Genomic DNA, 14,403 nt, shown 5'->3' with positions numbered 1-14,403 from the left:
TTATTTTGTTTTAAGGTTATGTTTATTTTTGCCCTGTTAAGCTTACTGGATCAAGAAGTTTTTTAATCTGATCTTCTGTCAGCAATTTCTTTTCTCGAATAAGCTCCAGAATTCCTTTATTGGTTGCAAGTGCTTCTTTAGCCAATTCGGTAGTTTTTTCGTAACCTAGAATAGGATTAAGAGCCGTTACAATACCAACGCTTCTGTCCATATAATGCGCTAAAATGTCTTTATTAACCGTGATACCATCAATACAATTTTTTCTAAATAACGGCATTGCTTTAAAAAACAATCCTTGAGATTCCATCATTGCAATAGCTTCGACAGGTTCAAAGGCATTTAATTGCAATAAACCAGAATGTGCTGCGAGAGTTACTGTAAGATCATTTCCCATTACTTTAAAACACAACTGATTCATAAGTTCTGGCATTACTGGATTTACTTTTCCTGGCATAATAGAAGATCCTGGCTGAAGTGCTGGAAGATTGATTTCAAAAAGTCCAGTACGCGGACCAGAAGCTAAAATGATCAAATCACTGCTTATTTTTGATAATGCAACTGCCATACTTTTTAGTGTAGATGAATACATCACAAATCCTTGCTGACTTGTTGTTGCCGCAATAAGGTCTTTACTCATTACAATTGGTTTTCCTGTAATTTTTGCAAGATGCGTCGCTACTTTTTCAGCATATCCTGGAGAAGCAGTAATTCCTGTTCCAATGGCTGTAGCTCCCATATTTTGTTCGCATAAAAAAACTTCCGATTTTTTCAAAGCAGTAATCTCAGCATCAAGCTGATTACCAAAAGCATGAAACTCTTGTCCAACCGTCATTGGAACAGCATCCTGACCTTCAGTTCTTCCCATTTTTACGATGTCTTTAAATTCATCACCTTTTTTGTGGAATGCTTTCGCAAGAAGATCCGCTTCTTTGACTAATTTATCATTATGAAGCAATAATGCCACTTTTATAGCTGTTGGGTACACATCGTTTGTAGACTGTCCCATATTTAGATCATCGTGAGGTTCAATGTATTGATACTCCCCTTTTTTATGTCCGCTAAGTTCCAATGCGATATTCGCTAACACTTCATTGACATTCATATTAGCAGAAGTACCTGCCCCTCCTTGATACAAATCAACTAGAAATTGATCGTGATATTTTCCGTCAATTACTGCTTGGCACGCTTTTTCTATAGCAGCAAGTCTGTCCTTTTTAAGTCGGCCCACATCTGCATTGGCACGTGCTGCTGCCAATTTAACCATTGCAAAAGCTCTTACATAGTCCGGATAGAATTGAGTGGTCATTCCGCTAATTTGGAAATTCTCTAATGCGCGGGCTGTTTGTACTCCGTAATACGCATTTGCTGGGATTTGTTTTTCTCCCAAAAGATCTTTTTCAGTTCGGGTCTGAGCATTTAGAGCACTTATAGACAATCCGAACAATACTAGATATCGTACAGTTTTATACATGTTTTCTTTTTTTGTGATTAAGAAGTAGAAACTATTTTATTAATTTTTTCTATAGAATGATTCTGAGAAGTTGTATCTAAAAGAAAACTGCAGTTTACTAATGGAAGTATTCCATCCGTCGTTGAAATTTTCGCGGTCACCCCACTGAAATTCAACTCCGACCATGCAATTTTTTACAGGAGTATATAAAAGATTTACGAGAGCATATTGTCCCTTTTTAAAAGCATCGTCTTCTTGTCCGTCTGTGTTATCGATATCAATCATCGAATATCCTAGCGAAGTACTAAATTTATCACTCCAAGTGTGATCTAAAAAGGCTACAACACCAATTAAAGGAAGTGCAACACCTTTTACAGGAGTTACAGGATTATTAGGATTATTTTCGATAGCTATATCTACTGGCGCATCATTCATGTAGTTTTGTATTCCTTCTCCATATACAACTTGTCCTCTAAAAACATCACTTTTTCCAAAATTGATATTAGTACTTAAATTAAGTCCCCATCCAATTGCATCTCCAGACAAATCAAATTGGTCATTATTTTGATCTTTCCATTCAATTTTTCTTACTATACCAGCCAACTCAACATAACCCCACTTTGTTCCAAGATGATATTCTGCTGAAAGGTCTGGCAACGGAAATCTTGCCTTTACACCTTGCAATTCCACACGATTTGCATAATCTCCCTGATCAGCACTTGCTCCAGGTCTTTCTAATGCAATTGTTAAACGAGTATCTCCTTGGATAGGCATGTAACGGATTTGAATATTTCGGAAAAATACCATTCCAGTTGGTCCCCAATACTCTAATGAATTTGGAAATACGCCAATATCCATAAATGGGCTCCAAGTTTGTCCTGCTCCAAATTTTCCTAATTCGGCATACGCATGGCGTAAACGAAAAGTAGTTTGACCAGCATCTACTCCTGTTCCGAATAACTCAAATTCGAATTGTGTCTTTAATTCTCCTATTCCTGTATCAAAATAATTTTTAAAACCTAATCTAGTCTGACGTACAGAAGCATAGTAATTACCATCTGGTCCATACTCATTTTCATAAGAAGGCAGTTTAGTTGGTCTTACCACATCATACCAATCTGATTGAATTTGATTAAAATTATAACCAATATCAGTCATAATAAATCCATAGATTTCCATACTTTTTTTAGCATTATCATCTTGAGCTTGTACAAGATTTGCTAGAAGAAAACAAATTATAATGGCACGATACCTGATCTTTACCATTTGTAAAAACTTTTTTTTCATAATGATTATAGTTTGTTTATTGTGGGATACTACTATTAATCTGTTTTTTACAATCTGGGTTTAAAATAAAAGGTACTTTATTTTAAAAAATCTGTATTCTCAATTATTGGTTTTTTAATGCCGAAAAGTCTTCTTCATTTTTCGTAAAAATTTCTCGTGTAGGGACAAAAAATTTTATCAGGTTTTACATTTGGTTATCATTTTCTGTTAAAAAAGACGAAAACAGGCATTTTATTTACTGATAATCAAACAAATATAATCAATACCTACCGACCATTAGAGTTATTAACCGTTACATTTAACGGTTAAAATATCAGATTAATAATACTAACATGTTAAAAATTTTCATAATTTTATAGCTTCATAAGCATTTGACCTTTAACATTTTATACGCCGCAGTGACTTTTTTTTGACATTAATAATTTTCAAATAATTTATTATGGAGTCTATAAAAAAAATCCCCCCGGATAAAATCTATAATGAGCTGGAAAATGTTTTAAAGTTTTATTCTTTTAAGAACTCAACTCTTTTAAGTAATTTTCTACGCTATATTGTCACAGAAACTATCGATGAAAGACAGCAGTTTATTAAAGAATACTCTATAGCAGTAAATGCTTTAAGCAGACCTTCTCATTTTAATCCTCACGATGATGCCATGGTTCGCATTCATGCAGGGCGATTAAGAAAATTACTTACGGAATATTATTCTTCTGACGGAAAAGACAATTCGGTTATCATTCATGTCCCGAAAGGCTGTTACGTTCCAGAATTTATTCATAATAGCAAAATGAGGCAGATTGATCTCCCTATCAGCTCCATTAAAACAAATCCAATAATTACCGTTTTTCCTTTTAAATCTATTGTGCAAAGACCAGATTTAGAAGCTTTTTCTCAAATCCTTTCTGAGGAAATCAGTGCCGAACTATCACGCTTTCAAGATATCTCTGTAATAGGACATTTTTCGCCAAATGTTATTTCAAAAATTAATGAAAACATTATAGAAGCAGCAAATTTAGTTGGAGCAGATTTTATTATTACAGGACATATTCAAATTATCGATAACAAACTGCACATAAGAGTCAGTCTGATAAGCTCATCTTCAGGAAAATTCATTTCGACAAAAGTATTTACTCCCACTACTATTGATGACGGAATTAGAATTCAAAATGAAATTGTAAAAGACATTGTTTCTACTATGGGCGGTTATTATGGCATTATTTTTAATGAAATCGTAAAAACTGCACCTTCTAAAATATCAAATAATACAAGCGTTTTAAAAGCAATTCGAAACTATCATGAATACCAATGCGCATTTTCGGTTGAGAATTATGCAAATGCTTTAGCTAGCTTAAACGAAGCGGTAGAATTAGACCCTAATCACGCAATTGCTTGGGCAATGCTTGGCGAAATGCAACTTGCTTCTATTGCTTTAGGAATAGACAATTGTAAAAAGACCATCGAAAGAAGCTCCCATTGTATTATAAAGGCTTTAAAAATAGATCCGCATTGTCAACAGGGATGGTACGCTTTGACTTTAATAAATTGTTTTAGAAAAGATCAAGACAATTGCCTTCAAGCTGCAGAACAATGTTTAAAAATAAATCCGAACTCCTCTGGAATTGTTTCAGGACTTGGCTGCATGCTGATCTTTGCCGGATATTTTGAGAAAGGTTTCAATTTATTAGAAAATGCAATACGCATAAACCCTTCGCATCCGTGGTGGATTAACATTGGATATTGTTATTACTACATCTATAAAAAAGAGTATCAAAAATCTTTGTACTGGGCTGACAAAATGGATGCTAATGAAACCATTTGGGATCCTTTGCTCAAAGCAGTGTCCTTATCACTTTTAAATGAAGATGCAAAAGCAAAAAAACATTTAAAGAACCTTCTAGAACTACAACCTCAAACGGCAACAGAAATAAAAAGCACACTCTCCAGCTATATGTTCTCGGATGAGGTTGTTTTTAGAATCGTAAATAGCTTAAAAAGAATTGGCTTAAAAGATGAGGTAAAACAAAAAACTCTGTAAAACTAGAAGCTTTACGGAGTTTTTTATGTATTTCTTTAATATTTAAAAATCCAATTTAGTAGATGGTTTGATATAACTCATCACAGAAGAACTCTCAACTTTCTTAATATTCGAAATATCAAAAAGTTTTTGAATAAAGCTGTTAAACAATTCTTGATCTTTTTCTATCCATTAATTTGAAAATCAGAAAAATATATTGCACAAAATCCTAGGCATACTCCTAAAAAAGAAATGCCATAAACTATAATAGAAAAGATTGCAACATTTATTACCTGTTGTAATTAAGCCACTTTCTTTGCTAATCGTTTTTTCTTTTCCAATAATCTAAGATGATTTTCGGCACATAGAATATTCTCTGTTGTGCCATCTTTTTGAATTTCAATCAGATAATGAAAATCTCTTTCTTTTGAAGTAGATTTTATGATCAGCCCCTTTTTAAAATCCATTTTTCTTTCTATAACGGTCGCCTTATAAGATCTCCCACTCAATGCAGTGTAGGATACATCTTGTCCTTTTACAAATTTCATCGTTTTAGCCGTTTGTTCTTAATATTTGCTAACACTATAAAGTCAAAAATCTAATCTTAAGGGGATTGATTAGTTTTTTTCCTTATTCGGCGAATGTATAAATATCCAACATTTTACACCCCCGTATTTATACCTGTTTTCACATTAAGGTTTCGTTAAATTTTTAATGCAAAATAGATTCTCATAAAAATTGATACAATTTAGAACAGCTTCTTTCGCTTCTTTTTTAGCCTGAATTCCTAGTTTTGAAAGATTGAATTTCATAAAAAAAAGAGCAAAAATGATACAGGAAAGAATGATGAAAAAATTGGCAATTTTAGCAGATGCCGCCAAATATGATGTTTCTTGCTCTTCTGGACAAAGCACTCGTAAAAATAAAAATCAAGGCTTGGGAGATACTGGAAGCGGAATTTGCCACGCTTTTACAGAAGACGGACGCTGTGTTTCTCTTCTAAAAATCCTGCTTACCAATCATTGCATTTTTGACTGTGCCTATTGTGTCAGCAGAAAAAGCAACGATATTAAAAGAGCGGCATTTACCATACAGGAAGTTGTAGATTTAACCATAGGTTTTTATAGAAGAAATTACATTGAAGGACTGTTTTTAAGTTCTGGAATTTTTGACAACGCCGACTATACGATGGAACGCTTGGTTCGGATTGTGAAGAAACTGCGATTGGAAGAGAATTTCAATGGTTACATTCATCTAAAAGCAATTCCAGGTGCAAGCGAAGAATTACTAAAAGAAGCCGGATTGTACGCTGATCGTTTGAGTGTAAATGTCGAAATGCCAACAGAACAAAGTCTCAAATTATTAGCTCCAGACAAAAATCATAAAGATGTAATTAAACCCATGCAATATCTTAAAAATGAAATTGTTGGTTATCAAGAAGAGAAAAAATTAAATTACAAAACACCGCTTTTTGCTCCAGCTGGACAAAGCACGCAAATGGTAATTGGGGCAACCAAAGAAAATGATCTAGAAATTCTTGGAATGGCAAATTATTTTTACGAACAAATGAATATGCGCCGCGTATATTATTCCGGTTATGTGCCAATAAGTTACGATAACAGACTTCCTGTAATTGGAACTCCCGTGCCAATGATTCGTGAAAATCGTTTGTATCAAGCCGATTGGCTAATTCGTTATTATGGATTTAATGTCAATGAAATTGTTGGTTTTGACCAACCTAATCTTGATTTAGATATTGATCCTAAATTAGGGTGGGCTTTACGAAATCTGCACCAATTTCCTGTAGATATTAATGCAGCTGATTTAGAATTAATTCATCGAATTCCCGGAATCGGACTTTTGAGCGCAAAGAAAATTATTGATGCTAGAAAATTCAAAAAATTACAGCCTGACGACTTAAAAAAATTAGGGATTTCGTACAGTCGTTCAAAATATTTTTTAGCTTTTTCTTCGCCTTTTTATACGCAGAAAGATTTGACTTCCATTCAAATAAAAAATCAGATTTTGAATTTGCAAAACAGTAAATACAGAAACAATTTTTCAAATCAGCTGACTTTATTTTAATTCAAAATGACACAGATAATTTACGATGGAAGTTATGAAGGCTGGCTCACAGCAGTTTTTGAAATCTACGAATACAAACTAAAAGATATTGTTTTTGCAAAAGAAGAAATCTCAAACACTTTACTTTTTTCAGATATACATTTTATTGTAACTGACAATTCAAAAGCCGATCGAGTTTTAAATAGCTTGAAGCGAAAACTTTCTTATCATGGTTTCAACAATTTATATTTCGCTTTTTTATCTGAAATGGATCAGATTGAGGAAATCTTATTCCGATTTGTCGAATATGTTTTTTCAAGTCCAATTAATATCGAAGGAGATTTAAACCGAAGCGAAGTTTTAAACGTAAAAAAAGCAGCACATTTAACTGGAAAAGAAAGCCATAGAATGAAAGCTTTTGTCCGTTTTAAACTAACAAAAGACGAATTGTATTATGCAATTATAGAACCAGATTGCAACGTTTTATCTCTCATAGAAGAGCATTTTAAAAACCGCTACGCAGATCAGAAATGGCTCATTTACGACTCAAAACGCAAATACGGAATTTATTACGATCTTAAAAATGTCTCTACAGTCGAAATGCGGTTTGAGTCTAATTCTTCAAATTCTCTAGCTGAAATTAATGACGAAAACGAAGAGTTTTTCCAAAATTTATGGCGAAATTATTTCAGCAGCGTAAATATTGAATCGAGAAAAAACACCAAACTTCACATCAAACATATGCCAAAACGATATTGGAAAAATCTAATAGAGAAAATTCCTGATCTAAAAAACAAAAGATAATATTCAAAGATTACTATTTACTTTTCTTAAGCGCATCAAGCAATTCAACCAAATCAACCGCTGCATAAGTCGAACAATAATCGGAAACGGCATAAGGAAGAATCAAACTATTGTTGTGAATAATTGCTCCGCAAGAATACACCACATTTGGCACATAACCTTCACGCTCATCTTCCATTGGCGAAAGCAATGGCTCGGTAAGTCTTCCAATTTCTTTTGACGGATCATCGAGATCAAACAATGACGCACCAATACAATAACGTCGCATTGTTCCTACTCCATGCGTAATTACAAGCCATCCTTCTTCGGTCCAAAGTGGAGAACCACAATTTCCTATTTGGGTTAATTCCCAAGTAAATTTTGGTTCTTGCAACAAAATCGGTGTATTCCATTGCGTTACCCGATCTGAGTACATGATATAATTATTCACGCCATCAATTCGAGCTAGCATCGCATATTTACCTTTTATTTTTCGGGGAAACAAAGCCAGATTTTTATTTTGTGCACCTTCGCCATGAAGTGGCATTACTCTAAAACTATAAAAATCTTCGGTAGAGATTAATTTCGGAAGAATTGTATGTCCGTTATAAGCGGTATAGGTTGCCATAACACGACTTGAACCATCATCATCTGTAAAACGAACAAAACGAGCATCTTCGATTCCTCGGCTTTCAGAATCAGAAATCGGGAATATGACACGCTCTGTAATATCAGAATCATGTTTAAATTGTAAATCGTAAAAAGAATTGGCAAGCCATAAAATCTCTTCCAGCGCTACCTTTCTTTCTTCACGAATTAAAGGATCGCTTAAAGCCTCAACTAGCATATTTTTTAAAATAGCAAATTCAAATTCCTCAGGCAGATCCTGCATAATCTGGACAATATATTTATCCGCTGTATGCATTTCATACAATTTCGTCAAAAAACGTTCTTTATTAAATAAAGTTTTATGTTCAATTTCTGCCTTATCGATATGATTTCCAATCTTCATGATATGCAGATTATTATCACGATCTAAAATTGCCCTTCTAAAAACAATGGACGAAATATGGCCTTCACCCGTGGCGCGAAAAGAAATAATAACACGTTTTTCTCCCGCTTCAAGTCCCGTCTGATCAAAATCTTCAACTATCGAAGGATTAAAAATCGCCGCAGATTCAATCGCATATTCCATTGTACAATAAGATCCAATCAGCATTTTGCGATCGAGAGACAACGTTTCATAATTGATTTGCATTTCTTCAATTATAGGTCTTATTCTTTCGCAGTGTCTAAAAAAAACTGTGGAAATATTACGGTGTCTTCGAGCAAATTCACGAAGTGTCTGCTCTAAAGTTTGCAACACTTGCTTTTCGTCTAACATCATTATACGAAGCACCATTTGCTGGGTTCTTTCTTGCCCATTCATGAAATAACGGGCAACAACTCTTCTTGAATCTGGTAAAAGTTTTATATTTTTTCGAACAACGGATACTCGCATAACTAGGAATTTTATGACTATAACATTAAAGAAATCTTTTAGTAAACAACAAGTTAGTAAATTTTGTTAAAGAAAAAAACTTAATTTTTTATTAAAACTTAAAATTTACGTTTAATTGCACCTCTTTTATTAGGTCAATTACATCAAAAGTTTTTTCCTAATTTCGTCTTTGTACACTAACTAAAAACAATGAAGAATAAAGTTAAATTTTTGAGAGAAGAAAAAAACCTAACTCAAAATGAACTCGCCGAAAAATCTGGTCTTTCGCTACGAACGATTCAGAGAATTGAGGCTGGAAATATTCTTAAAGGTTTTACTTTAAAAACGATTGCCGAAGCTCTAGAAACTGATCCTGAAAATCTCATCTTCAAAAAAGAAATCATCGAAATCGAAAGAGCAAAAATTATTAATCTTTCTGTTTTGTCAGGATTAATCATTCCGTTTGGAAGCATTCTTTTTCCTTTAATTCTAACTTATAAAACCAAAGATTCAATAAACAAAGAATTAGGAAAACAAATCGTAAGTGTTCAAATTGTTTTAAGTCTTATTCTCTCTATTTTGATGATTGCAAGTCCGTTTCTTCAGAGTGCTTTTACATTAAAATTTCCACTTTTTATCGTTCCTTTAATTGCATTTCTTTCCTTAAAACTCTTGATCGTGATAGTAAACGGAATCAGTTTAAACCAAAAACAAGAATTAGTTATAAAACTGAAAAACAACTTCTTATAATTCAAGTCATAAAATTGACGTAAAACTGTCGTATTGTTTTTGCACGAAAATCGGAAACGAAATCCGAATCTTGCAGAAAAAATAAACCATGAAATTATCTAAGAAAATTGCAGTCGGATTTTTAGCTGTTATCGTTTTATTCTTGTTGGGAGGATATTTTTATTTTCAGAAGAAATTCACTCCGCCAGAAAACTATTTGAAAGTTTCTGGAATTGCAGAAAATATTCCAATAAAATGGGTTTCAAGTATTGAAAACGCTCATTCTGCTTTGCTTTTGCCAATAAAAATTAACGGAATTAATAAAACCTTTTTCATGCAATTTGATTCAGGTTCGCCAACTACCATTTTCTATAAGAAATCATTAGAATCAATTGCCGAACAATTTAAAAATCAGATTAAAATCGGTCTTGAAAATAATCAAATTTCGACCAATTTTACAATGGGAAAAATGACTGCTTCGTCCAACATTTTTGAAGTTTTGAATTATGGCGAAAAAGTCAGTTTTGACGATTCAAAAGCCGAAAATATCATTGGAACAATCGGAACCGATTTATTAGAAAAACGAGTTGTCATTTTAGATTTCAAAAACAATCAATGTTCGTTTACGGAGAAAGTTCAAGAAAACAATTTTTCTGATTTTGAATTTAAAAAAAGAAAAATCTTAATTCCGTCGAAAATTGAAAATGAAAACCTAAAACTCTTGTATGATTCTGGAACCAGCGGTTATGAATTAATTACAACGAAAGAAATCTGGCAAAAATACCGAACTAAGAACAGCGCTATAAAAACCGAAAAAGGAAATTCGTGGGGAAATACTTTGCGTGTTTATTCCGCATCCGCGAAAAAGAAAATACAATTTCAAAAAACAACATTAAGACTTTCTGAAGTTACTTACATTGAAGGCACATCAGATCTTCAAAAATTCTTAATGAAACGTTCTGGAATGCAAGGAATGATTGGAAACAAACTATTTCTGAACCACAAACTAATTCTGGACTGTAAAAACGAAAAATTTAAATTGGAATAAAAGTAAAATTCAGCAATAACGATTTGTTTTTAAGAATTGATTTTAATGATGTTTTTTACATTCTCAATGAAACTTTCCGTGTCTTTGATTTCTTTTTTTATCAATTGATGATGATCTGACAAATTGTGCTGTTCCAGCATATCTTTTTTCAAATATTTTATCATCGATTCCAGGCTTCGCGTATCATTTTGGCCTTGTCTTTTTAATTCTCGATGCTTGCTTTCTAAGTATTTTAAAGTCTCTTTTAACTTTTGAATGTCTAATTTCCCCAAACTTTTATTCTTTAAAATTTAAAAAAACAATGGCTAAAAATGCGGTAAGATTCAATATGCTCCAAAAACCAATACCATTTGAATTTACCTCATTCCCTGCCATTGTTATTTGCACTTACGTTTAAATTGATCATTTGGATTTAAGAAAATTCATGTTTCTAAAAAAAATAAAAACAAACAATTGAAAAACAAATATTTACATCTAAAAATAACTTGAAAATACTTTATATTTTTCTAAAAACAGAAAAGAATGAATGCCATTACAAAGCAATTTAATTAATAAAAACACAACTTTCAGAGCATCAAAACATTACAAAAAACAATCTAAAATTGTGAATATCTATTTGCAGATTTAACTATTTATTTTCCAGTAAAATTTATCTTTGGCATCCTTAAAATTTAAAAGAGATGAGCGCAATTTGGTACGAATGCAAAGTAAAATATAGAAAAACAGATGAAACTGGAGGACAAAAAGTTTTAACAGAACCTTATTTGGTTGACGCTTTGTCTTATACAGAAGCAGAAAAAAGAATGACCGAAGAGATGGCTGCTTATACCAGCGAAGAATTTAAAATCACAGCTATTAAAGTGGCAAATTATGCTGAAATTCATCCTTTTGAAAATGCAGACAGATGGTTTAAATCTAAAATCACTTTAATTGCTTATGATGAAGAAAGTGGGAAAGAAAGAAAAACAAGCATGTATATGTTAGTTCAGGCAAATGATGTTCGCGAAGCTTTTGACAACACACTTCATGTAATGAAAAATACAATGGGAGAATATTCTATACCAGCTATTTCTGAAACAGCAATTATGGATGTTTTTCCTTATTTCAGTGGTGAAGAGGGCGAAACAGAAATGCTGGAAAGATTCAATACTTTGAAAGCTTCTAAACCAGAAAAACATGAAGCCGAAATTATCGATCACATGGAATTTGAAACTGTGGAAGAATAATATTCTACAAAATATAATATCTGAAAAGCTCTAGAATGATTCTGGAGCTTTTTTTTGGACTAAAATATTACAAATTGATTTCTATAAATGTTTCGTTTTAATGAAACTCTTTTACTTTCCTAAAATTCATCTGTTTAACTTTAATTCAAAATAAATAATATATTAGCTGTAGATTACAATTCTAACCAAAAACCAAAACCAAATGAACAAAAAGAACCTGATTCTATTCGGATTTATAATTCTAAAATTCATTCTGCAATATGTTTTAATTAGCCCAGAATACGATTTACAACGTGACGAATATCTGCATCTGGATCAAGGAAAGCATTTGGCTTGGGGATATTTATCGGTTCCGCCCGTTACTTCTTGGTTTTCACATTTTATTCTCTTTCTCGGAAATTCGGTGTTTTGGGTTAAATTCTTTCCTGCCCTATTTGGCGCTTTGACACTTTTGTTTGTCTGGAAAACAATCGAACTTTTAAAAGGAAATCTTTACGCTTTAATTCTTGGTGCATTATGCGTTTTATTTTCGTGTTTATTGCGCATTAATATGCTTTATCAGCCTAACTCATTTGACGTTTTATGTTGGACAATTCTTTATTACCTTTTAATACAATATCTGAAATCTGAAGACACAAAATGGCTCTATTTTGGAGCTGTTATCTTCGCTTATGGTTTCTTGAACAAATACAATATTTTGTTTTTATTACTCGGATTAGTTCCTGCTATTTTACTTTCTAAACAAAGAAAAATATTCGCGCAGAAACAGTTTTATTTTGCTTTAATTCTAGGTTTAATTTTAATTTTTCCAAATCTTTTCTGGCAGTATAAAAACCATTTTCCAATTGTGCATCACATGAAAGAATTGGCAGAAACACAATTGGTTAATGTAGATCGAATTGGATTTTTGAAAGAACAGATTCTCTTTTTCATCGGCGGATTATTAGTGATTTTCGCCGGACTTTATGCTGTTTTATTTTATAAACCTTTCAAAAACTACCAGCTCTTTTTTGCTTCATTCTTTTTTACCCTTTTAATATTTATTTATTTCAAGGCAAAGGCTTATTATGCAATTGGTTTGTATCCAATTTACATTGCTTTTGGAGCGGTCTTTATTTCAGAAATTTTAAACGGAGGATGGAAACGTTTTCTAAAACCTGTGTTTATTTTAATTCCATTACTGTTTTTCATTCCAATATATAATATTGCTTTTCCAAACAAAAGTCCAGAATGTATAGTTGCACATTCTGAGAAATACCAAAAGCTAGGAATGCTGCGTTGGGAAGACGGAAAAGACCATCATCTGCCTCAGGATTTTGCCGATATGTTAGGTTGGAAAGAGTTGGCTAAAAAAACGGATTCGCTTTATGCTTTACTTCCAAATCAAAAAGAAACTATTGTACTTTGTGATAATTATGGGCAAGCTGGCGCGATTAATTATTATTCTAAAAAAGGAATAAAAGCGGTTTCTTTCAACGCCGATTATGTGAATTGGTTTGATTTGAATATTCAATATAAAAACCTAATTCGCGTAAAAGAATTTGACGAAAACAACGAAGAGCTTAGAGAAACTAGTCCGTATTTTGAATCGGCGGCTATTGACGGCCGAATTGATAATAAATTTGCAAGAGAATACGGAACTACAATTTTTGTTTTCACGAATGCTAAAATCAATATCAACAAACGATTAGAGCAGGAAATCAACGAAGAAAAAAACTACATTATAAATGATTGATTTCAAAAACATATCTTATTTAAAAACAGGAAATCCAAAACAACAATTTGCATTTGAGCTTTTAACGAAAAATAAAATTTTAGAAAATCTCACTGTTTTTAATCCAATTTTAGTTGGCACGATTCCAATAAATATTGATATTGAAAACAGCGATTTGGATATTATCTGTTGTTTCGAAAACAAACTTGATTTTATTGAAAGAATTAAACAATTGTTCGAAAAAGAAAATCATTTTGCTATTCGAGAAATCGCAATTAATAATCAAGAATCAGTTGTAGCGAACTTCATTACTGAAGGTTTTGAAGTAGAAATCTTTGGCCAAAATATACCAACGGAACTTCAAAATGGTTACAAACACATGGTCATTGAAGATAAAATTCTTCATTCTCGAGACGAAAATTTCAGATTAGAAATCATTAAATTGAAAAAAAGTGGCCTAAAAACCGAACCCGCATTTGGCTTGCTATTAGGCTTAAACGGAAATGTTTACGAAGAATTACTAAATTACAAAATCTAAAAAAAGGGATCGTTTTTTAAAATTATAAAAAATAAAGTACTAAAATTATTTGCATAACCGTATTTAGTAT

General features: G+C 32.4%; 13 protein-coding genes. 8 read left to right on the top strand and 5 right to left on the bottom strand.

Features of this window, described 5'->3' with window-relative positions; all coding sequences use genetic code 11:
* Positions 1 to 22: 22 nt before the first annotated feature.
* Together OD917_RS16175 and OD917_RS16170 are read right to left on the bottom strand one after the other, a co-directional pair.
* On the bottom strand, positions 23 to 1,471 hold the full coding sequence (locus OD917_RS16175) for an aspartate ammonia-lyase (RefSeq protein ID WP_263524431.1): 1,449 nt from the start codon (positions 1,469 to 1,471) through the stop codon (positions 23 to 25).
* A gap of 39 nt (positions 1,472 to 1,510) precedes the next feature.
* A complete protein-coding gene (locus tag OD917_RS16170; protein ID WP_263524430.1) occupies positions 1,511 to 2,716 on the bottom strand; it encodes a DcaP family trimeric outer membrane transporter in 1,206 nt (401 codons plus the stop codon).
* Between the two features lie 460 nt (positions 2,717 to 3,176).
* On the opposite strand from OD917_RS16170, the gene OD917_RS16165 reads away from it, so the two are divergent.
* Positions 3,177 to 4,772: a tetratricopeptide repeat protein gene (locus OD917_RS16165; protein WP_263524429.1), complete on the top strand. Its 1,596-nt coding sequence runs from the start codon at positions 3,177 to 3,179 to the stop codon at positions 4,770 to 4,772.
* Between the two features lie 281 nt (positions 4,773 to 5,053).
* Here OD917_RS16165 and OD917_RS16160 read toward each other — a convergent pair whose 3' ends face one another.
* Positions 5,054 to 5,299: a hypothetical protein gene (locus OD917_RS16160; protein ID WP_263524428.1), complete on the bottom strand. Its 246-nt coding sequence runs from the start codon at positions 5,297 to 5,299 to the stop codon at positions 5,054 to 5,056.
* 280 nt (positions 5,300 to 5,579) lie between these two features.
* On the opposite strand from OD917_RS16160, the gene OD917_RS16155 reads away from it, so the two are divergent.
* Together OD917_RS16155 and OD917_RS16150 are read left to right on the top strand one after the other, a co-directional pair.
* Positions 5,580 to 6,836 (top strand): putative DNA modification/repair radical SAM protein, encoded by a 1,257-nt coding sequence (locus tag OD917_RS16155; protein WP_263524427.1) that lies wholly within the window; start codon positions 5,580 to 5,582, stop codon positions 6,834 to 6,836.
* Between the two features lie 6 nt (positions 6,837 to 6,842).
* Entirely contained in the window at positions 6,843 to 7,619 is a 777-nt protein-coding gene (locus OD917_RS16150; protein ID WP_263524426.1) for a TIGR03915 family putative DNA repair protein, read from the top strand.
* A 13-nt stretch (positions 7,620 to 7,632) separates the two neighbouring features.
* Here the strand turns inward: OD917_RS16150 and OD917_RS16145 are convergent, their stop codons facing one another.
* Positions 7,633 to 9,099 (bottom strand): glycoside hydrolase family 130 protein, encoded by a 1,467-nt coding sequence (locus OD917_RS16145; RefSeq protein WP_263524425.1) that lies wholly within the window; start codon positions 9,097 to 9,099, stop codon positions 7,633 to 7,635.
* 189 nt (positions 9,100 to 9,288) lie between these two features.
* Here OD917_RS16145 and OD917_RS16140 point away from each other — a divergent pair, with 189 nt between their 5' ends.
* Both OD917_RS16140 and OD917_RS16135 read left to right on the top strand, forming a co-directional pair.
* Positions 9,289 to 9,828, top strand: a complete 540-nt coding sequence (locus tag OD917_RS16140) for a helix-turn-helix domain-containing protein (protein WP_263524424.1) — start codon at positions 9,289 to 9,291, stop codon at positions 9,826 to 9,828.
* Between the two features lie 88 nt (positions 9,829 to 9,916).
* Complete coding sequence (locus OD917_RS16135; protein ID WP_263524423.1) at positions 9,917 to 10,855, top strand: hypothetical protein; 939 nt, start codon at positions 9,917 to 9,919, stop codon at positions 10,853 to 10,855.
* Between the two features lie 29 nt (positions 10,856 to 10,884).
* On the opposite strand, the gene OD917_RS16130 is transcribed toward OD917_RS16135, so the two are convergent.
* The gene (locus OD917_RS16130; protein WP_263524422.1) at positions 10,885 to 11,127 is read right to left on the bottom strand and encodes a hypothetical protein; all 243 of its coding nucleotides are present in this window, start codon (positions 11,125 to 11,127) and stop codon (positions 10,885 to 10,887) included.
* A gap of 408 nt (positions 11,128 to 11,535) precedes the next feature.
* Here OD917_RS16130 and OD917_RS16125 point away from each other — a divergent pair, with 408 nt between their 5' ends.
* The 3 genes from OD917_RS16125 to OD917_RS16115 all read left to right on the top strand — a co-directional run bounded on the left by OD917_RS16125 (position 11,536) and on the right by OD917_RS16115 (position 14,333).
* Positions 11,536 to 12,081, top strand: coding sequence for a DUF4494 domain-containing protein (locus tag OD917_RS16125; protein WP_263524421.1), 546 nt, complete (start codon positions 11,536 to 11,538; stop codon positions 12,079 to 12,081).
* 202 nt (positions 12,082 to 12,283) lie between these two features.
* Positions 12,284 to 13,816 carry a glycosyltransferase family 39 protein gene (locus tag OD917_RS16120; RefSeq protein WP_263524420.1) on the top strand — a complete coding sequence of 511 codons (1,533 nt, stop codon included), beginning with the start codon at positions 12,284 to 12,286 and terminating at the stop codon, positions 13,814 to 13,816.
* Positions 13,809 to 14,333: a DUF4269 domain-containing protein gene (locus tag OD917_RS16115; RefSeq protein ID WP_263524419.1), complete on the top strand. Its 525-nt coding sequence runs from the start codon at positions 13,809 to 13,811 to the stop codon at positions 14,331 to 14,333. Before OD917_RS16120 ends, OD917_RS16115 begins: the two co-directional genes overlap by 8 nt.
* Positions 14,334 to 14,403: the final 70 nt, after the last annotated feature.

Source organism: Flavobacterium sp. SH_e (genome assembly GCF_025717045.1).
Lineage (GTDB): Bacteria > Bacteroidota > Bacteroidia > Flavobacteriales > Flavobacteriaceae > Flavobacterium.
The sequence above is the reverse complement of the archived record's forward strand: the minus strand, read 5'-3'. Positions and strand labels throughout refer to the sequence as shown.